21 protein-coding genes are annotated in these 18,742 nt (G+C 66.3%); 11 read left to right on the plus strand and 10 right to left on the minus strand.

What is annotated here, in order from left to right; translation table 11 throughout:
• Positions 1–25 precede the first annotated feature (25 nt).
• The 8 genes from ACSBPQ_RS10390 to rlmE form a co-directional block, all read right to left on the minus strand.
• A complete protein-coding gene (locus tag ACSBPQ_RS10390) occupies positions 26–517 on the minus strand; it encodes a CinA family protein (RefSeq protein WP_442682075.1) in 492 nt (163 codons plus the stop codon).
• 105 nt (positions 518–622) lie between these two features.
• Positions 623–1,933: a ribosome rescue GTPase HflX gene (hflX, locus tag ACSBPQ_RS10395; RefSeq protein ID WP_442682076.1), complete on the minus strand. Its 1,311-nt coding sequence runs from the start codon at positions 1,931–1,933 to the stop codon at positions 623–625.
• 14 nt (positions 1,934–1,947) lie between these two features.
• Positions 1,948–2,226 (minus strand): RNA chaperone Hfq, encoded by a 279-nt coding sequence (gene hfq, locus ACSBPQ_RS10400; RefSeq protein WP_442682077.1) that lies wholly within the window; start codon positions 2,224–2,226, stop codon positions 1,948–1,950.
• A 90-nt stretch (positions 2,227–2,316) separates the two neighbouring features.
• Positions 2,317–3,270 (minus strand): tRNA (adenosine(37)-N6)-dimethylallyltransferase MiaA, encoded by a 954-nt coding sequence (miaA, locus tag ACSBPQ_RS10405; RefSeq protein WP_442682078.1) that lies wholly within the window; start codon positions 3,268–3,270, stop codon positions 2,317–2,319.
• The gene (folP, locus tag ACSBPQ_RS10410) at positions 3,270–4,166 is read right to left on the minus strand and encodes a dihydropteroate synthase (protein ID WP_442682079.1); all 897 of its coding nucleotides are present in this window, start codon (positions 4,164–4,166) and stop codon (positions 3,270–3,272) included. Before folP ends, miaA begins: the two co-directional genes overlap by 1 nt.
• Positions 4,166–4,351, minus strand: coding sequence for a hypothetical protein (locus ACSBPQ_RS10415; RefSeq protein ID WP_442682080.1), 186 nt, complete (start codon positions 4,349–4,351; stop codon positions 4,166–4,168). The genes folP and ACSBPQ_RS10415 overlap by 1 nt, the downstream gene beginning before the upstream one ends.
• A gap of 111 nt (positions 4,352–4,462) precedes the next feature.
• Positions 4,463–6,394 carry an ATP-dependent zinc metalloprotease FtsH gene (gene ftsH / locus ACSBPQ_RS10420; RefSeq protein ID WP_442682081.1) on the minus strand — a complete coding sequence of 644 codons (1,932 nt, stop codon included), beginning with the start codon at positions 6,392–6,394 and terminating at the stop codon, positions 4,463–4,465.
• 53 nt (positions 6,395–6,447) lie between these two features.
• Complete coding sequence (gene rlmE / locus ACSBPQ_RS10425; protein WP_442682082.1) at positions 6,448–7,080, minus strand: 23S rRNA (uridine(2552)-2'-O)-methyltransferase RlmE; 633 nt, start codon at positions 7,078–7,080, stop codon at positions 6,448–6,450.
• Between the two features lie 64 nt (positions 7,081–7,144).
• Between rlmE and yhbY the strand changes: the two genes are divergently transcribed.
• The 5 genes from yhbY to ACSBPQ_RS10450 all read left to right on the plus strand — a co-directional run bounded on the left by yhbY (position 7,145) and on the right by ACSBPQ_RS10450 (position 10,591).
• A complete protein-coding gene (gene yhbY, locus ACSBPQ_RS10430) occupies positions 7,145–7,450 on the plus strand; it encodes a ribosome assembly RNA-binding protein YhbY (RefSeq protein ID WP_442682083.1) in 306 nt (101 codons plus the stop codon).
• Between the two features lie 18 nt (positions 7,451–7,468).
• Positions 7,469–7,840 (plus strand): Mth938-like domain-containing protein, encoded by a 372-nt coding sequence (locus ACSBPQ_RS10435; protein ID WP_442682084.1) that lies wholly within the window; start codon positions 7,469–7,471, stop codon positions 7,838–7,840.
• Between the two features lie 342 nt (positions 7,841–8,182).
• A complete protein-coding gene (locus tag ACSBPQ_RS10440; RefSeq protein ID WP_442682085.1) occupies positions 8,183–9,043 on the plus strand; it encodes a PhzF family phenazine biosynthesis protein in 861 nt (286 codons plus the stop codon).
• A gap of 78 nt (positions 9,044–9,121) precedes the next feature.
• On the plus strand, positions 9,122–9,997 hold the full coding sequence (locus ACSBPQ_RS10445; RefSeq protein WP_442682086.1) for a PhzF family phenazine biosynthesis protein: 876 nt from the start codon (positions 9,122–9,124) through the stop codon (positions 9,995–9,997).
• A gap of 45 nt (positions 9,998–10,042) precedes the next feature.
• A complete protein-coding gene (locus tag ACSBPQ_RS10450) occupies positions 10,043–10,591 on the plus strand; it encodes a GNAT family N-acetyltransferase (protein WP_442682087.1) in 549 nt (182 codons plus the stop codon).
• Between the two features lie 82 nt (positions 10,592–10,673).
• Here the strand turns inward: ACSBPQ_RS10450 and ACSBPQ_RS10455 are convergent, their stop codons facing one another.
• Positions 10,674–11,969, minus strand: a complete 1,296-nt coding sequence (locus tag ACSBPQ_RS10455) for an OprO/OprP family phosphate-selective porin (protein ID WP_442682088.1) — start codon at positions 11,967–11,969, stop codon at positions 10,674–10,676.
• A gap of 374 nt (positions 11,970–12,343) precedes the next feature.
• Between ACSBPQ_RS10455 and pstS (ACSBPQ_RS10460) the strand changes: the two genes are divergently transcribed.
• Positions 12,344–13,363, plus strand: coding sequence for a phosphate ABC transporter substrate-binding protein PstS (pstS, locus tag ACSBPQ_RS10460; RefSeq protein WP_442682089.1), 1,020 nt, complete (start codon positions 12,344–12,346; stop codon positions 13,361–13,363).
• Positions 13,364–13,410: 47 nt separating this feature from the next.
• Here the strand turns inward: pstS (ACSBPQ_RS10460) and ACSBPQ_RS10465 are convergent, their stop codons facing one another.
• The gene (locus ACSBPQ_RS10465) at positions 13,411–13,818 is read right to left on the minus strand and encodes a hypothetical protein (protein WP_442682090.1); all 408 of its coding nucleotides are present in this window, start codon (positions 13,816–13,818) and stop codon (positions 13,411–13,413) included.
• A gap of 54 nt (positions 13,819–13,872) precedes the next feature.
• Here ACSBPQ_RS10465 and pstS (ACSBPQ_RS10470) point away from each other — a divergent pair, with 54 nt between their 5' ends.
• The 5 genes from pstS (ACSBPQ_RS10470) to phoU all read left to right on the plus strand — a co-directional run bounded on the left by pstS (ACSBPQ_RS10470) (position 13,873) and on the right by phoU (position 18,658).
• Positions 13,873–14,961 (plus strand): phosphate ABC transporter substrate-binding protein PstS, encoded by a 1,089-nt coding sequence (pstS, locus tag ACSBPQ_RS10470; RefSeq protein ID WP_442682091.1) that lies wholly within the window; start codon positions 13,873–13,875, stop codon positions 14,959–14,961.
• A 146-nt stretch (positions 14,962–15,107) separates the two neighbouring features.
• Positions 15,108–16,076, plus strand: coding sequence for a phosphate ABC transporter permease subunit PstC (pstC, locus tag ACSBPQ_RS10475; RefSeq protein WP_442682092.1), 969 nt, complete (start codon positions 15,108–15,110; stop codon positions 16,074–16,076).
• A complete protein-coding gene (pstA, locus tag ACSBPQ_RS10480; RefSeq protein WP_442682093.1) occupies positions 16,076–16,942 on the plus strand; it encodes a phosphate ABC transporter permease PstA in 867 nt (288 codons plus the stop codon). The genes pstC and pstA overlap by 1 nt, the downstream gene beginning before the upstream one ends.
• Before the next feature lie 30 nt (positions 16,943–16,972).
• On the plus strand, positions 16,973–17,803 hold the full coding sequence (pstB, locus tag ACSBPQ_RS10485; RefSeq protein ID WP_442682094.1) for a phosphate ABC transporter ATP-binding protein PstB: 831 nt from the start codon (positions 16,973–16,975) through the stop codon (positions 17,801–17,803).
• 147 nt (positions 17,804–17,950) lie between these two features.
• Positions 17,951–18,658, plus strand: coding sequence for a phosphate signaling complex protein PhoU (gene phoU, locus ACSBPQ_RS10490; protein ID WP_442682095.1), 708 nt, complete (start codon positions 17,951–17,953; stop codon positions 18,656–18,658).
• Positions 18,659–18,742 lie beyond the last annotated feature (84 nt).

Genomic DNA, 18,742 nt, shown 5'->3' on the forward strand with positions numbered 1-18,742 from the left:
CCGCAATGCACTCCCGCAGCCGTTGTTACAGCGTCTCCAGCCCCAGCAACGCCGCGGCGACCGTCTGCCGGCGCACCGCATCACGGTCACCGTCGAAATGGAACAGCTCCGAACGGGTATAGCCACCCCGGCGCTTCCAGCCGATCCACACGGTCCCGACCGGCTTGTCCGCACTGCCGCCCCCCGGTCCGGCGATTCCGGTCACCGCGACCGCGACACTGGCACCCGAGCGCACCAGCGCTCCGGAAACCATCTCGATCACCGTCTCGCGGCTTACCGCACCCTCGCGCTCCAGCGTCTGCGGACTCACCCCCAGCAAGGCCTGCTTGGCCTCGTAGCTGTAGGCGACCATGCCGCTGTCGAACCATTCCGACGAACCGGCCACACCGGTCATCGCCTTGGCGATCCAGCCACCGGTACAGCTTTCGGCGGTGACAACAAAGTCGCGGGCGGCGCGAAGACGCTCACCCAGCCGCAGGGCCAGGTGGTCCAGGTCGAGATCGGAGGGAACAGCCATGGGAACTCCTGTCGAAGAACCACCGCGTTGTAGCCTACTTTTGCCGTTCACGCTTGCAGGCGTGGGCAAACGCGGCCATTTATCGCCCCGGCATGGCGCCGGGGATCACCATTCCGGCGCCCGCTCCGGCAGCAGCGCACGAATCGCCTCGCCGTCGCGGCCACCGGCCAGTTTTTCCGCTTCGGCGATGGGGATATCCACCTCGATCAGCCAGCCTTCCTCATCGGCCTGCTCGCTGCGGACCACCTCCAGATCATGCAGGCGTGAACGCAGGCGTCCCGCGCCTGGCGGGATCCGCACAGTGCCGGTCACATGCTGCAAGCCAAGCCGCTTGCCGAGCGCGGCCTGCAACAGGTCCAGGCCGCGGCCATCACGCGCGGAGATCCATACCCGCTCGCGGCGCGAGGCATCGGGAATACCGTCCTGCGCGTCGTGGCGCACCTCCGCGCCCTCGATGCGGTCGATCTTATTGAACACCAGCATCTGTGGAAGATCGCCGGCGCCGACCGCCTGCAACACCTCATCGACCTGGGCGATGCGCTCCTCGCGCAACGGATCGGCCGCATCCACCAGATGCAGCAGCAGGTCCGCCTCGCGCGCCTCGCTCAGGGTGGAACGGAAGGCGGCGACCAGTTCATGCGGCAGGTCGCGGACGAAGCCGACGGTATCGGCCAGCACCACATGGCCGCCCGGCAAGGCGATACGCCGCACCGTGGGATCGAGCGTGGCGAACAGCTGGTCGGCGGCATAGGCTTCGGCACCGGTCAGCGCATTGAACAGGGTCGATTTGCCGGCATTGGTATAGCCCACCAGCGCCACCCGGGGCAGCTCGCTGCGCACCCGCGCACGGCGCATCTGGTTGCGCTGGACTTCGACCTTCTCCAGCCGCTTCTGCAACTGTTCCACCCGCTTCTGCAGCAGGCGGCGGTCGGTTTCCAGCTGGGTTTCACCCGGTCCTCGCAGGCCGATCGAGCCACCGCGCTGGCGCTCCAGGTGGGTCCAGCCGCGCACCAGCCGCGTGGCCAAGTGGCGCAGCTGGGCCAGTTCGACCTGCAGCTTGCCTTCGTGGCTGTGCGCCCGCTGCGCGAAGATATCCAGGATCAGGCCGGTGCGGTCGATCACCCGGCGTTCGAGAAAACGCTCCAGGTTGCGCTCCTGCACCGGCGACAGCGAATGGTTGACCAGGATCAGGTCGGCACCGGTCGCATCCGCCGCCGCTTTCACCTCTTCCAGCTTGCCGCTGCCGATCAGGGTGGAAGGGTTCGGATATTCCATGCGCGCGGTGATGGTCGCGGCAATGCTGGCACCGGCGGAGCGGGCCAGGTCGGTGAACTCTTCCAGCACTTCTTCTTCCAGCCGTCCGCTGTGCGGCTGGATCAACAGCGCGTGTTCGCCTTTTTTTGAACGGTCAAACACGCGCCTGGCCCTGCTTATTCGTTGTTGTCGTCATCGCCTGCCTGGCTGCCGTCGGCCGATTGCACATACCCACCGCCCGGGCCGACCTTCACATTGCGGGCCGGCACCACCGTGGAGATGGCGTGCTTGTAGACCATCTGGCTGACGGTATTGCGCAGCAGCACCACGAACTGGTCGAACGATTCGATGGTGCCCTGCAACTTGATGCCGTTGACCAGGTACACCGAAACCGGCACCCGCTCACGCCGCAATGCGTTCAGAAAGGGATCCTGCAAAGACTGCCCCTTGGACATCGTCTACTCCTCGTTATTGTTTTTATGCCGGACCGATGGCGGCATCCCCTGCCTGTCCGGAGCACAGATGGTACACCGGGCGGCATGCCCTCAGCGGCCCAGAAACAGTGACACCGCGTCCTGCAGACGGGGCAGGTCGCGTGCCGGGTCGAACCAGCGCGCATCCAGCTCGCCGCGCAGCCAGGTCAACTGCCGCTTGGCCAGCTGGCGCGTGGCGAATATCCCCTTGTCGCGGAACTCGCTGGCACTGCCCTGCCCGTCCAGATACTGCCAGGCCTGGCGGTAGCCCACCGCACGCACCGCCGGCAGATCCAGCGGGGCCGCCACCTGCCTCATCTGCGGCAGCGCGCGCAGGCGGCGCACTTCATCCAGGAAACCGTGTTCGAGCATCAGGTCGAAACGCTTTTCGATGCGCTGATGCAGCACCGCGCGCTCGGCCGGTGCCAGCACCAGCTTCAACACCCGCGCCGGCAGCCGGGCGACACCCGGCAGCGCCTGCCAGTAGCTGATCGGCTTGCCGGTCAGGCGGAAGACTTCCAGCGCCCGCTGGATCCGCTGCGGGTCGGTGGCATGGATGCGTCCGGCCGCGAGCGGATCGATCTGCGCCAGCTGCGCATGCAACGCCGGCCAGCCGACCAGCTCCGCCTCGGCGCTGATGTGCGCACGGATCGCCGGATCGGCCTCCGGCATCGGCGACAGGCCCTGCAGCAAGGCACGGAAGTAGAGCCCGGTACCACCCGCGAGGATCGGCAGCTTGCCGCGCGCGACAATCTCCCGCACCGCCACCGCCGCATCGCTGGCGAACTCGGCGGCCGAATAGCTCTGCCACGGATCGCGCACATCCAGCAGGTGGTGGGGAATGCCGGCGCGCTCGGCGGCATCGGGCTTGGCCGCGCCGATCTCCAGCCCGCGGTACACCAGCGCCGAATCGACGCTGACGATCTCGCCCTCATACGCCTTGGCCAACGCGATCGCCGCGGCGGTCTTGCCCGAGGCGGTCGGCCCCATCAGCGCGATGGCCAGTGGCCGGGTATCAACCGCCATCAGTCCTCATCCGGCCAGCATGGCAGCGCCGGCCTGTCGGCACGCGGCGCCGGCACCGCATCCAATGCCGCCAGCACCTTGAGCGCATCGACCGTGGCGGCCACGTCATGCACGCGCACGAGCTTGGCCCCGCGCTGTACCGCCAGCAGATGCGCGGCCACCGAGCCGGCCACGCGCTCGGCAGCAGCCGCACGCCCGGTGACGTCACCGATGCAGCGCTTGCGCGACAGCCCGGCCAGCAGCGGCACGCCCAGCACCAGCAGTTTTTCCTGCGCCGCCAGCAGCGCGAAATTCTGCGCGGCATCCTTGTTGAAGCCGTAACCCGGATCGACCACCAGCCGGCTGCGGGCGATGCCGGCCATTTCCGCGGCAAAGATGCGTTCGGCCAGGAAGCGCTGCACCTCGCCGGCGACATCATCGCTGTGCCACGCCACACCCGCGTCATGCGGCCCGCCGAGCGCATGCATCAGCACCACCGCGGCGCCGGAATCGGCCACGGCTTCCAGTGCACCGGGCTGGCGCAGCGCCTGCACGTCATTGACCATCCCGGCCCCGGCCGCCAACGCGGCGCGCATCACTTCCGGCTTGCAGGTATCGATGCTGACCGGCACCGATACCTGCGCGACCAGCGCCTCGATCACCGGCACCACGCGTGCAATCTCCTCCTGCGCCGACACCGGAGCAGCGCCGGGACGGGTGGACTCGCCTCCGACATCCAGCAGGTCCGCGCCCTGCTCGACCAGCGCCAACCCATGGGCGATCGCCGCCGCGGTATCGAAGTGCAAGCCGCCATCGGAAAACGAATCCGGGGTGACATTGACGATGCCCATCACCTGCGCACGATCCAGCCGCAGCACACGGCCACGGCAATCCAGTGTCGGAGCGACGTCGAACATCACGGTTTGTTCCTTGAGCGGACCCGGTTGCCGATGATGCTCAGCACCACGCCCAGCACCACACCCACGAAGATGCCGGCAAAGTAGTTGCCGGTTTTCACCCCGAAACTGACGCCGGCGACGGTGGCGATGACCATTTCGGGCAGGTGCAGCGGTGGTGGCTGCGGCGACTGGGGAGTATTCATCACGGGGACCGGGAAAAGCGGGAGATGCGCCTATTCTCTCCCAGTGCCTGCGGCGGCGCATACGCAAACGGGCCGGAAGGCCGGCCCGTTTGCTGCAGATCACAGTGGCGGTCAGTGCTGGCTGGCCGGATCACTGCTGATCGGTGCGACCGGGCGCTGTTCGTCACCGCCCTTGTCATCCCCGGCCGGGCCGTTGCCGCCACCCTTTTCCACCCATCCTGCCGGCGGCGAAGGCTTGCGGCCTTCCATGATCGCCTTGACCTGCTCGGCATCGATGGTTTCCCAGTCCAGCAGCGCGGCGGTCATCGCCTCGACGATGTCGCGCTTCTCATCCAGGATCCTGTAGGCGACGGCGTACTGCTCGTCGAGGATGCGGCGGATCTCCGCATCCACCTTCTGCTGGGTGGCCTCGGAAATGGTCTTGCTCTGGATGCCGTAGCCGCCTTCATCGTCGGCGTAGACCATGGTACCCAGCACATCGGACATGCCGTACTTGGTGACCATGCCACGCGCCAGCTTGGTCGCGCGCTCGAAATCGTTGGAGGCGCCGGTGGACATCTGGCCGACGAAGATCTCCTCGGCGATGCGGCCACCGAACAGGATCGCCAGCTCTTCCAGCATGCGGTCCTTGTACTTGCTGATGTGGTCGTGCTCGGGCAGCTGCCAGGTCACGCCCAGCGCCCAGCCACGCGGCATGATGGTGACCTTGTGCACCGGGTCGGCCTTGGGCAGCGACATGGCGACAACGGCGTGGCCGGACTCGTGGTAAGCGGTGTTGCGACGCTCATCCTCGCGCATGACCATGCTACGACGTTCCGGACCCATGTAGATCTTGTCCTTGGCGTCCTCGAAGTCCTTCATCTCGACCTCGTCCTTGTTGCGACGGGCCGCAAACAGGGCGCCTTCATTGATCAGGTTGGCAAGGTCGGCACCGGAGAAGCCCGGGGTGCCACGCGCCAGCACTTCCGGACGCACATCATCGGCGGCCGGCACCTTGCGCAGGTGCACGCGCAGGATCTGCTCGCGGCCCTTGATGTCGGGCAGGCCGACCATCACCTGGCGGTCGAAACGGCCCGGACGCAGCAGCGCCTTGTCCAGTACGTCCGGACGGTTGGTGGCGGCAATCACGATGACGCCCTCACCACCCTCGAAGCCGTCCATTTCGACCAGCATCTGGTTCAGGGTCTGCTCGCGCTCGTCGTGGCCACCGCCCATGCCCGAGCCGCGGTGACGGCCCACCGCATCGATCTCGTCGATGAAGATGATGCACGGCGCGTGCTTCTTGGCCTGCTCGAACATGTCGCGCACGCGGCTGGCGCCGACGCCGACGAACATCTCGACGAAGTCCGAACCGGAGATCGCGAAGAACGGCACCTTGGCCTCGCCGGCGATGGCGCGCGCCAGCAGCGTCTTGCCGGTGCCCGGCGGACCGACCATCAGCACACCGCGCGGAATCTTGCCGCCAAGCTTGGTGAACTTGGTCGGATCGCGCAGGAATTCGACCAGTTCGCCGACTTCCTCCTTGGCCTCGTCACACCCGGCGACGTCGGCGAAGGTGACCTTGATCTGGTCCTCCCCCTGCAGCTTGGCGCGCGACTTGCCGAAGGACATCGCGCCCTTGGCACCACCGCCACCGCCCTGCATCTGCCGCATCATGAAGATCCAGAAACCGATCAGCAGCAGCACCGGCAGGAACTGCAGCACCAGCCCCCAGAAACCCGGGCCGGTGGCCGGCTCCTGGCGCGCCACTTCGATGTTCTTGGAGTACAGCTGGTCCAGCAGCTTGGGATCGGCCGGCGCGAACAGCTGGCCTTCCGAACCATCGGCACGCTTGAAGCGCAGATGGTTGGTGGTCAGCGTGGTCTTGTCGGTGTACTCCACCGACTTGATGCGGCCGGAATCCACTTCCTGCAGGAACTGCGTGTAATTGCGTGCGTCACCGGCCGTCACCGCGCTGTTGCGCGGCGCAAAGCTCTGGAACACCACCATCAGCACGACGGCGACAACCACCCATAGCAGGAGGTTTTTGGTCAGGTCGTTCATCCTCATCGGCTCCGATGTTCCTCTAATTTCTGACGCAATGCGTATGGTTTAGCTTACTTGATCTGTGCCCGCTTGCCCTGCCCGAGGGCATAGACTTCCGGCGAACGGGCGCGGGAGGCCTCCGGCTTGCGGATCACGACCTTGTCGAAACGACGGCGCATTTCACGCACGTAGTCATCAAAGCCGACGCCCTGGAACAGCTTGATCAGGAACGCCCCACCGGGCTTGAGGTGGTTGTCGGAAAAATCCAGTGCCAACTCCGCCAGGTACATCATCCGCGGCTGGTCGACCGCCGTCATACCACTCTTATTGGGGGCCATATCCGACAGCACAAGGTCTACCGGCTGACCGCCGAGCATGGCTTCGAACTGCGATAGGACGGCTTCCTCCCTGAAGTCCCCATGAAGGAACTCCACGCCGGCCAGCGGCGGCATCTCCAGGATGTCCAGCGCCAGCACGCGGCCGCTGTCGCCCATCTGCTTGCGCACCTGTTGCGACCAGCCGCCGGGAGCGGCGCCGAGGTCGACCACGACCATGTCCGGCTTCAGTAGGCGGTCACGCGCAAGCATCTCCTCCAGCTTGTAGGCGGCACGCGAACGCATGCCTTCCGCCTGCGCCTTCTTCACGAAGGGATCGGAGAAATGTTCTTTCAACCAGCGTTGACTGCTTTTACTGCGGGAGGCCATCGGAAACAGAGCCGGAGGGGGCCGCCATGATACCCTGAACCCCCTTGATTACCTGTGTTCCTGTATGTCTATCGCCCTGACCCCGGCCCAGAACCGATTTTTGCGCGGTGCTGCGCACGACCTGAAAGCCCTGCTGCAGATCGGTGGAAAGGGGGTTACGCCAGCATTCCTGGCGGAGCTGGACGAAGTACTGGAACGCCACGAGCTGATCAAAGTGAAGGTCGGCGCCGAAGACCGCGAAGCACGCGACACGATGATTGCCGAGCTGGTCGCCGCCAGCGACTGTGCACTGGTGCAGCGCATCGGCCATGTGGCGGTGCTGTACCGCCCCAGCAAGGAGCAGCGCCAGATCGTGCTGCCCCGCGGCTGACCGGCGAGGCACCTGCAGATGCACCTCAGCCGGGAACTGCCTGATTACGCCTACAGCCTGCGCTCCGCCGATGGGCACCAGGCCAAGGTCAACGACCGCGTCCTCAGCCGCAGCTTCCTGCTCGCACCGGACCAGCTGGTCGAAGACTGGCCGGTCACCTCGCAGACGCAACTCACCCCGGCACACCTGGACGCGGTATTGGCGATGGAGCCGGCACTGGTGATTCTCGGCACCGGGGAACGCCAGGTTTTCCCGCCCGCGGCGGTGATGGCCGCCTGCCTCACCAAGGGCATCGGCATCGAGGTGATGACCAACGCCTCGGCCGCGCGCACCTTCAACGTATTGGCGGCTGAGGACCGGCGCGTGGTCGCCGCCTTCGTTCTGGGCTGAAGGCAGCGCACGCATCGCTGCCGGCTGCACCCTCCCAGGCACGGATCGGATGCGTTCACAGACTGGCCCGCCCGCGCAGGAACCATATTCTTTTCGTGTGTACTGCCGCATATGCGCCGTGAATGACATGGCTGCGTTTTTGTTGCGGCTATCTGAAGCGGGCAGCCCGCCGTTTTCCTGTTTGCACCCCTCCGCTGCGAGGTGATCGCCTCCGGCAGACCCGGGCCGGGCCTGTTCCAGCGCGCAAACCGCCATCTGTTCCGCCCCGTCCTGCGGCCGCGCGGGGGGGACATTTCGGCCCGGCTTGCCTAAGCTGGCCCGCCCCATTCCATGCACTCCGCCATGACCGCACGTCGTTACCTGCAACTGGACGTCTTCGCCGCCCGCCCGGGCGCCGGCAACCCGCTGGGCGTCATCGTCGACAGCGAAGGTCTGGACGATGCCGCCATGCAGGCCATCGCCGCATGGCTGAACCTGTCCGAGACCATCTTCTTCCTGCCGCCGGACGAGGGCGCCAGCTACCGCATCCGCATCTTCACCCCGAAGGGCGAACTGCCGTTCGCCGGCCACCCCAGCGTCGGCGCGGCGTGGGCGGCGGTCGAGCTGGGACTGGCCACGCCCGATGATGCCGGCCAGCTGGTCCAGCAATGTGCCGCCGGGCTGCTGCCGGTGCGGGTGCAGGGCGGCCGCTGGTTCCGCCAGATCCGCGTGCGCAGCCCGCAGGCCGAGCGCCGCGCCATCGAAGTACCCGCACTGCCCGAAGGCCTGGCAGCGCTGGCCAAGCCCGGCCATGCCCCGGAACTGTGGAACAACGGCCCGGACTGGTGGCTGCTGGAAGCCGGCAGCGAAGCCGCGCTGCGCCGCTACCAGCCGGAACTGGCCGCCATCGCCGCCCTGCCCGGGCGCGGCAAACTGGCGGTGTTCGCCGCCGCCGACCGCCCGGACGTCGGCTATCAATATGTGCTGCGCGCTTTCGCTCCCGGCGTCGGCATCAACGAAGATCCGGTCACCGGCAGCGCCAATGCGCTGGTCGCCGCGCACCTGCTGGCACAGGGCCGGATCAAGCCGTTCCAGCAGTACCTGGCCAGCCAGGGCCGTGAGCTGGGCCGCGCCGGCGAGGTGCGGGTGGAGGTCGACGGCGATTCCAACATCTGGATCGGCGGCGAGGTACAGCAGGTGATTTCCGGGCAACTGCAATGGTGAGCGGCCTCCCTGCACCACATGCGCACCCCGCCTGCCAGCTGATTGCCCACCCGCTCCACTGATTACGGATACCCCGCCATGACCACCCGCCGCTTCCTGCAACTGGATGTCTTCGCCCCGCGCCCCGGCACCGGCAATCCGCTGGCCGTGGTGCTCGATGCCGACGGTCTGGATGACGCCGCGATGCAGGCCATCGCCCGCTGGACCCGTCTGCCCGAGACGACCTTCATCAGCGCGCCCACCGTGCCGGGCACCAGCTACCGCATCCGCATGTTCGCACCGCAGAAGGAAGTGCCGTTCGCCGGCCATCCCAGCGTCGGCAGTGCACATGCGGTGCTGGAAGCCGGCCTCGCCGCGCCGCTCGACGGCCAGCTGATCCAGGACGGTATCGCCGGGCAGCTGCCGCTGCGCATCAGCGAGCATGGCGGCGTGCGCACCATCGCCATCCGCACCCCGCGTGCGGCGGTGGCCGAAGTGGTCGGCGCCGACGATCCGCGCCTGCAACCGGCGATCAGTGGCTGGCCGCTGGACGGGCTGCCGCCGGTGCTGATGGACGGCGGCCGCCGCTGGTGGCTGGTGGAAGTGGCCGACGAAGCCAGCCTGCGCACGCTCGCCCCGGACTGGGACGCGATCGCCACGCTGGCCGAAAGCACCGGCGCGATGGGCGTGTTCGCCTACGCCCGCAGCGAAGGTGCGGCCTACCAGCTGGTCGTGCGTGCCTTCGTCGGCAACGGTCGTCGTTTCGAGGATGCCGCCTCCGGCGCGGCCAATGCGGTGCTGGCCGCGTGGCTGGATGAGCGCAACGCGCTGCCCGGCAACAGCAAGCGCTACACCGCCAGCCAGGGCCGCGAGGTCGGCCACGACGCGCTGCTGGAACTGCACATCGACGCGGATGGCGAAGTCTGGTCCGGTGGCCAGGTGCAGACCGTGATCCGCGGAACCATCGACTGGTAGCCCGGTCGAAGGTTTCCCTCCGCTCCCCGGAACAGGACGTTGCAGATGCGCAAACGGCAGCCGGTGCCTCCACACTCCGGAAGTGCTCGCCCGCAGATCACCATCCGTGCCTTCGGCAGCGGCGATGAGCCGGGACTGCGACAGATATTCATCCGTGCGATCGAGGGCCTGACCACCGCCGACTACGACCGCAGGCAGCGCGCGGCCTGGGCGGGCACTGCCATGGACATCGCCGCGTGGAATGCGCGTATCCAGCGCCTCCGGCCGTTCATCGCGATGCGCGGGGACGTGATGGCCGGCTATGCCGATCTGCAGGCGGACGGACTCATCGACCACTTCTTCGTCGACGCCGGACACGCCCGGCGCGGCGTAGGCGGCGCCTTGATGCGGCATATCGAACAGCAGGCGGCGCAGCGCGGCCTCAGCGCCCTGCATGCCCACGTCAGCCGCAGTGCGGAAGGATTTTTCGCAACGCACGGCTTCACCGTGGACCGGCGGCAAACGGTACACCTCGACGGCGTCGCACTGGACAACACGTTGATGCACAAACGCGTGCAGCACTTGCCCTGTCCCATCAAACAACAACGCCCCTGATGGGGCGTTGTTGTTTTCCAGCAGCCGAACCATTCCACGCAGACCGCAACTGCCGGGTTTGCATCCAGTCGATACCCGCGGCTTACCAGTTGAACTGGGTGCGCAGTGCGTACTGGCCGGTCTTGTCGCCGGTGACCTCGTTGTCGCCCTTGGTGTAGTTGAGCATGAAGCGCAGGCTCGGGTTGACGTAGTAGTTCACGCCCATCAGCCAGCTGCTGACTCCGTAATCGAGGGTGTCGTTCTCGGCGCTGTCATAGCGGGCGGTCAGCTCCCACAGACCATGGTTGCCCACCTTCGGCGAGGCGAACACGCCGGTGCCAGCCTTGTAGCCCTTGTGCCCGCCATTGAGCATCAGGCTGCCCTGCACGTAGTAGGTGGTGACGTCCTGATCGCGCGTACCCGGCTGGCCGAAGGTGGCGTCGGCATACTCGGCCTGCAAGAACGCCGGGCCGAACGAACCGGCCGCTTCCACCGCATACACATCGACCTGGCTGCGGCTGGCACCGGTGGTGGTGGCGATCTTCTGCGACGGGCCACGGCGGCCGGCGTAATTGGCGGTTGCCGACAGGTCACCCGAGCCCTTGTTGGCGTTCTCATGGCTGAACCATGCGCCCAGGTGCAGGGTGCGGTTCTCATCGTTGATCGGCGCGTAGGTGACACGGCCGGCCATGCCGGTGCCCTCGGTGCGGCTGCTGGCGGCGCCGCGCAGGTTGAACACGCTCAGGCCGGCGGTGTAGTTTTCGCCCGCACGCAGGTAGCCCACGCCCTGCTGGAACTGGCGGCCGCTGAACAGCCCGGTGGCGGTTGCAAACGGGCGCTCCATCATCAGCAGCTCATTAGAGCTGGTCAGCTCCTCCATCGCGCGATAGGGCTTGAAGTGACCGATGGTGAACTTGCCGCCGAGCGCCGACCTGGCGATGTAGGCATCACGCAGGCCGTCCAGATTGCTGCCGGCGGAGAAATCCTGCTCCAGCTTGTACTCCCAGCCATAGGCCTTGCCACCGAGGGTCAGGCGCGCGCGGCGGAACTCGCTGGTGCCGGTGGTATCGGCGATATCGCGGTCAAACGCGTAGGCGTCGAAATGGATGCGCCCGCCCAGCGACGCCTCGAACTTCTTGTCCGCCGAGGTGACCTTCAGCCCGCCCTTGGTTTCGACCTTGGTGCTGTTGTTGGCCAGCTTGTCGAGCGCGCCGGCGGTGTCGATGTTGACCCCGGACTGGGCATCACTGCGCTCTTCCAGTTCCAGCAGCTTGGCCTGCATCGCCGCCATCTGCTCACGCAGTTCGGCAATCTGCTGGTCACGGCTGTCGGCCGCCGCGGTGAAACTGGTGGTACCCAGGGCAACGCCGAGTGCGGCAGCCAGAAGGGAATAACGCATGGGGAAACTCTCCGGTCAGATTGTCGTTGGAACTGCTGGCTGTACTGGGCCGCACCGGTGAAGCACTGAGGGACCCGTCAAAGGAGCGCCAAGGCTGACAGGCGAATGTGACAGATTCACTTCAGCGCAATGACATGCGGGTGACCTCCGCCCCATGCCATCGCGCGCGGCAAGGACAAGGACAATGGCGAGGGCAGACACCACGTCCGCTCGACCGCAGCGATACGGCAGCACCACGTCCCTCGCCATACCGGCAGCGGGCGGCAACCGCGCTGTCACCGCAACGTCATACGTTCGACCCGCCGCTGTCATCGAAGGGCTATGCAATAGGCGCCGGGCGGAACCTCCGCACCTCTCTCTTCCAGGAGCCCTTCGTGATCCACACCTTCAAGTCGCGCGCCGCCGTTGCCATCCTCGCCGCATCCTCCGTGTTCACCGCCAACGCGGCGGACATCACCGGCGCCGGCGCTTCCTTCATCTATCCGGTCATGACCAAGTGGTCGGCCGACTACAACGCCGCCACCGGCAAGCAGGTGAACTACCAGTCGATCGGTTCGGGCGGCGGCATTGCCCAGATCAAGGCCAACACGGTCGACTTCGGTTCCTCCGATGCGCCGCTCAAGCCGGAAGAACTGGCCGCCGCGGGGCTGGTGCAGTTCCCGTCGGTGATCGGCGGCGTGGTGCCGGTGCTCAATGTCGCCGGCGTGCAGGCGGGCGCGATGAAGCTGGACGGCCCGACCCTGGCCAACATCTTCCTGGGCAGGATCACCAAGTGGAACGACCCGGCCATCGTCGCGCTCAACGGCGGCCTGGACCTTCCCGATGCCAAGATCACCGTCGTGCACCGCTCCGACGGTTCGGGCACCACCTTCAACTTCGTCAACTACCTGTCCAAGGTCAACGCCGACTGGAAGAGCAGCGTCGGTGAAGGCACCAGCGTGCAGTGGCCGGTCGGCATCGGTGGCAAGGGCAACGAGGGCGTGGCCGCCTACGTCAAGCAGATCAAGGGCGCCATCGGCTACGTCGAGTTCTCCTACGCGCTGCAGAACCGCCTGACCTTCTCGCGCATGAAGAACGCCGCCGGCAACTTCGTGCAGCCGCGCGAGGAGAACTTCTCCGCCGCTGCCGCCAGCGCCGACTGGGCCGGCACCCGCGACTTCCACCTGGTGATGACCAACGCCCCGGGCGACCAGTCCTGGCCGATCACCGCCACCAACTTCATCCTGATGCGCAAGCAGCCCAAGAGTGCTGAAGGCGCCAAGGCTGCGGTCGAGTATTTCCGCTGGATCTATGCCAACGGTGACCAACAGGCCCGCCAGCTGGATTACGTGCCGCTGCCCGACAGCCTGGTGCGCCAGATCGAAACCTACTGGCAGCAGAACCTGCAGTACTGAGCAACGAGACGGCAGGTCCCTCTCTCCCCTGTCGCCTCAGGCGCGGATCAAGCGATCCGCGCCTTCTTTTTGCCTTCCGGCAAACCGCGCAAGCCGCGAGCCGGCCAATACCGTTCACCACTGCTGCAGGGACCGCGTAAGCCGCAAAGCGCGTGAACCAGCCGCACTGCGGATCCCTTTCCCTTGCCCAATCCAAGGCCCACTGCCGGTGGAGCATTGAGGTTGCCCATACCCGCGACGCTGCTGCCGCCACGCGGGCAGGTATGTCCCGGCACGATGTCTTGATCCCTGCGGACGGATATGCCTCGGCTTTCGAGACTTATGTCACCGCACGTGTCATCAACGACTCCGTTGCCGGAACCGGCGGCGATCCAGCCTGCCGTCAGAAACCGTTGATTCCATTGCCGTTTGCAGATTTCTTTGACGATGTAATCAGGCTGTAACAAAAACATCATTTCATAGCCGCATCCGCTGGTACCGCCAGCCCTTCTCCCGCTATGGAGTGACGCATGAAGCTGCACACGACCGGTCTTGCCGCCCTTTCGCTGGCCATCGCCCTGGGCCTGTCGGCCTGTGGCGACAACGGCAACCAGGCCGCTTCCGCCCCGCAGAACGCCGCTGCCGACACACCGGCCGCCACCGACAAGGTGTCGGTCGAAATCGCCGGTGCCGGCGCCTCCTTCATCTACCCGCTGGTGTCCAAGTGGTCGGCCGACTACAACGCCGCCACCGGCGCCAAGGTCAACTACCAGTCCATTGGCTCCGGTGGCGGCATCGCCCAGATCAAGGCCGACACCGTGGACTTCGGTTCCTCCGACAAGCCGCTGTCCACCGAAGAGCTGGCGCAGGCCGGCCTCGGCCAGTTCCCGTCGGCCATCGGCGGCGTGGTGCCGGTGGTGAACCTCGAAGGCCTGCAGCCGGGCCAGCTGCGTCTGGATGGCCCGCTGCTGGCGGCCATCTACCTGGGCAAGATCGGCAAGTGGAACGACAAGGCCATCGCCGATGCCAACCCGGGCGTGACCCTGCCCGACACCAAGATCTCGCTGGTGCACCGCTCCGATGGCTCGGGCACCACCTTCAACTTCTCCAACTACCTGTCCAAGGTCAGTGGCCAGTGGAAGGACAGCGTCGGCGAAGGCACCTCGCTGCAGTGGCCGGACGGCGTCGGCGGCAAGGGCAACGAAGGCGTGGCCTCGTATGTGAAGCAGATCAAGGGTGCCATCGGCTATGTCGAACTGGCCTACGCGCTGCAGAACAACATGCCGTACGCCTCGATGCAGAACGCCGCCGGCAACTGGGTGCAGCCGACCGCTGAAACCTTTGCCGCCGCCGCGGCCAGCGCCGACTGGGCCAACGCCAAGGACTTCAACCTGGTGATCACCAATGCACCGGGCGCCAACGCGTGGCCGATCACCGCCACCAACTTCATGCTGATGCACAAGCAGCCCAAGGACGCCAAGCGCAGCGCCGAGACCCGCGCCTTCTTCAAGTGGGCCTTCGAGAATGGCCAGACCCAGGCCAACGAACTGCACTACGTACCGCTGCCGGCCGAGCTGGTGACGCAGATCGAAAGCTACTGGGCCACCGAGTTCAAGTGACGCAATGACGCGGGCGCACCACCGGTGCGCCCGCCTTTGTCATTGCGTCGTCCCCGCGCAGTCGGGGACAACGACCTCGAAAATCTGTACTCCCCGACCCCGGGGACAGAAACACCACCGCATCCTCCTGGGCCCCCGCCGCTGCCATGAATGCCATCGCACCGCCTCTTGTTTCGCCCAGTTCGCGTGACCTGCGCGACGCCCGCAACGACCGGCTGTTCCGCTGGTTCCTGATCGCCACCGTGGCCTTCGTGCTAGTCGCCCTCGCCAGCGCCGCACTGTCGATGCTGTGGGGTGGCCGCCATGCCCTGCAGGCGCAGGGCCTGAGCTTTTTCTATTCGGCCGAGTGGAATCCGGTTGAAAACAAGTTCGGCGCGCTGGCGCCGATCTACGGCACCATCGTCACCGCGGTGATCGCGATGCTGATCGCGGTGCCGGTGAGTTTCGGCATCGCCTTCTTCCTCACCGAAGTGGCGCCGCGCTGGTTGCGCGGCCCGATCGGCACCGCCATCGAACTGCTCGCCGGTATTCCTTCGATCATCTACGGCATGTGGGGCCTGTTCGTGCTGGTGCCGGTGATGACCGAATACGTCACCCCGTTCCTCAACGACCACCTCGGCACGCTGCCGCTGATCGGCGTGCTGTTCCAGGGCCCGCCGCTGGGCATCGGCATGCTCACCGCCGGTTTCGTGCTGGCGATCATGGTGATCCCGTTCATCTCCTCGGTGATGCGCGAAGTGTTCCTGACCGTGCCGACCCGCCTGAAGGAATCGGCCTACGCGCTGGGATCGACCAAATGGGAAGTGAGCTGGGACATCGTGCTGCCCTACACCCGCTCGGCGGTGATCGGCGGCATCTTCCTCGGCCTGGGCCGTGCGCTGGGCGAAACGATGGCGGTGGCCTTCGTGATCGGCAACAGCGTGCGCCTGACGCCGTCGCTGCTGGAGCCGGGCACCACCATCGCCGCGCTGATCGCCAACGACTTCGGCGAGGCCACCGAAACCTACCGCTCGGCGCTGCTGCTGCTCGGCTTCGTACTGTTCATCGTCACCTTCGTGGTGCTGGCGATCGCCCGCCTGATGCTGATGCGCCTGGCCCGCAAGGAGGGCAACTGATGTCCACCGCCTCGTCCGAATCGCTGTACCTGCGCCGCCGCATCACCAACACCGTGGCGCTGTTGATGGGTTGCGCCACCGCGCTGTTCGGCCTGTTCTTCCTCGGCTGGATCCTGTGGACGCTGCTGTCCAAGGGCCTGCCGGGCATCAACATCGATCTGTTCACCAAGATGACGCCGCCGCCGATGCAGCAGGGCGGCCTGCTCAACGCCTTCTTCGGAAGCGCGGTGATGTGCGCGCTGGCCATCGCCATCGGCACGCCGCTGGGCGTGGCCGCCGGCACCTGGCTGGCCGAGTACGGCAACGCCCGCAAGGCCGGCACGGTGGTGCGCTTCGTCAATGACATCCTGCTGTCGGCACCGTCGATCGTGCTGGGCCTGTTCGTCTACACGCTGTACGTGATGCAGACCGGCGGCCAGTTCTCCGCGTTTGCCGGCGCGCTGTCGCTGGCCTTCATCGTGCTGCCGGTGGTGATCCGCACCACCGACGAGATGCTGCGGCTGGTGCCGGTGCAGATGCGCGAAGCCGCACTGGCGCTGGGTGTGCCGCAGTGGAAGGTGATCATGCAGGTGCTGTACCGCAGCGCGATGGCCGGCATCGTCACCGGCATCCTGCTGGCACTGGCGCGCATCTCCGGCGAAACCGCACCGCTGCTGTTCACCGCCTTCGGCAACCAGTACTGGAATTCCAACGTGTTCCAGCCGATGGCCTCGGTGCCGGTGGTGATGAACCAGTACGCCGGCAGCCCCTACGAATCCTGGCAGGTGCTGGCCTGGGCCGGCGCGCTGGTGCTGACCGTGTTCGTGCTGCTGGTGAGCCTCTCCGCGCGCGGCCTGCTGCTGCGCAACCGCATTTCAAACGACTGAACTTGAACGATTGATCCCATGGACCATGCCATGAACGACCTCAGCAATGCCGTGCCGATGCAGCGCATCAGCGTGCCCGCCGCCCACCAGTCGCTGCAGCCCACCGCACCGGTCAAGCTGGCCGCGCGTGGCCTGGATTTCTACTACGACAAGTTCCATGCGTTGAAGAACATCCACCTGGAGATCCCAGAAAAGCGCGTGACCGCGCTGATCGGTCCGTCCGGCTGCGGCAAGTCCACGCTGCTGCGCATCTTCAACCGCATCTACGCGCTGTATCCCAAGCTCGAGGCCCGCGGCGAGGTGCTGCTCGATGGCGAGAACATCCTCTCGCCGAAGTACCCGATGAACCGCCTGCGCTCCAAGGTGGGCATGGTGTTCCAGAAGCCGGTGCCGTTCCCGATGACCATCTTCGAGAACGTCGCCTACGGCATCCGCCACCACGAGAAGCTGTCCAAGGCCGAGATGATCGTGCGCGTGGAACAGGCGCTGCGTCAGGGGGCGCTGTGGGACGAGGTGAAGGACAAGCTCAACCAGAGCGCGCTGGGCCTGTCCGGTGGCCAGCAGCAGCGCCTGTGCATCGCCCGCGCCGTGGCGCTGCGCCCGGACGTGCTGCTGCTCGATGAGCCGACCTCGGCGCTGGACCCGATCTCCACCAGCCGCATCGAGCAGCTGATCGAGGAGCTGAAGGACGATTACACCATCGCCATCGTCACCCACAACATGCAGCAGGCCGCGCGCGTGTCCGACTACACCGCCTTCATGTACCTGGGCGACCTGATCGAACACGACCGCACCGAGACGATCTTCTCCAACCCGTCGAAAAAGCAGACCGAGGACTACATCACCGGTCGATTTGGGTGAGTGGTCGCGCCTGGCCGATGCCCTATCGGCATCGGCTGCGACCGCGAACGCCCGGCCACGGAGGGCCGGGCAGGACGATCCGAAGCTGGAGATCAAACGCCATGGATGGCTGCGGCAAAACCGAACGAACCCACTGGACCCAAACTCATGAACCTCCCCAACGACCACATCGTCAGAAGCTACGACGAGGAACAGCAGCGTCTGGTCGCCGAAATCGTGCGCATGGGCGAGATGTCCGTCGCCCAGCTGGAAGCGGCGCTGGACGTGATCGAACGGCGTGACGAGAAGGCCGCCGAACGCATCGTCGCCAATGACGAAGCCATCGACGAACTCGAGCAGCAGATCAGCCACGACGTGATGCGGTTGGCGCTGCGCGGGCCGATGGCACGCGACCTGCGCGAGATCCTCGCCGGCCTGCGCATTCCCGCCGATATCGAGCGCATCGGCGATTACGCCGCCAACGTCGCCAAGCGTTCCATCGCACTGGCCAGCATGCCGCCGCTGCCGCATATCCAGGGACTGCAGGCGCTGGGCCAACTGGCCGCGCAACAGGTGCGTCGCGCCCTCGAAGCGTATCGCGACAACAACGCCGAGGCCGCCCTGCAGCTGCGGGCCGACGACGCCCGGCTGGATGCGCAGTACACCGCGCTGTTCCGCGAGCTGCTGACCTACATGATGGAAGACCCGCGCAACATCACCCCGTGCACGCACCTTCTGTTCATGGCCAAGAACCTGGAGCGCGTGGGCGACCATGCCACCAATATCGCCGAGAATGTGTGGTTCCTCGTGCACGGCGATGCGCCGCTGCCGCCGCGCGAGAAGCGCGACGAAACCAGCACCGTCGACCACGCCTGAACACGGACCGGCAGCGGCGCTGGCCGCTGTCCCGTTGCAGCACAGTCGCGGCCCCGTCACGGCGCTGCCGGTAGCGTCCGGCCG

This window comes from Stenotrophomonas sp. JC08 (assembly GCF_052180205.1).
GTDB lineage: Bacteria > Pseudomonadota > Gammaproteobacteria > Xanthomonadales > Xanthomonadaceae > Stenotrophomonas.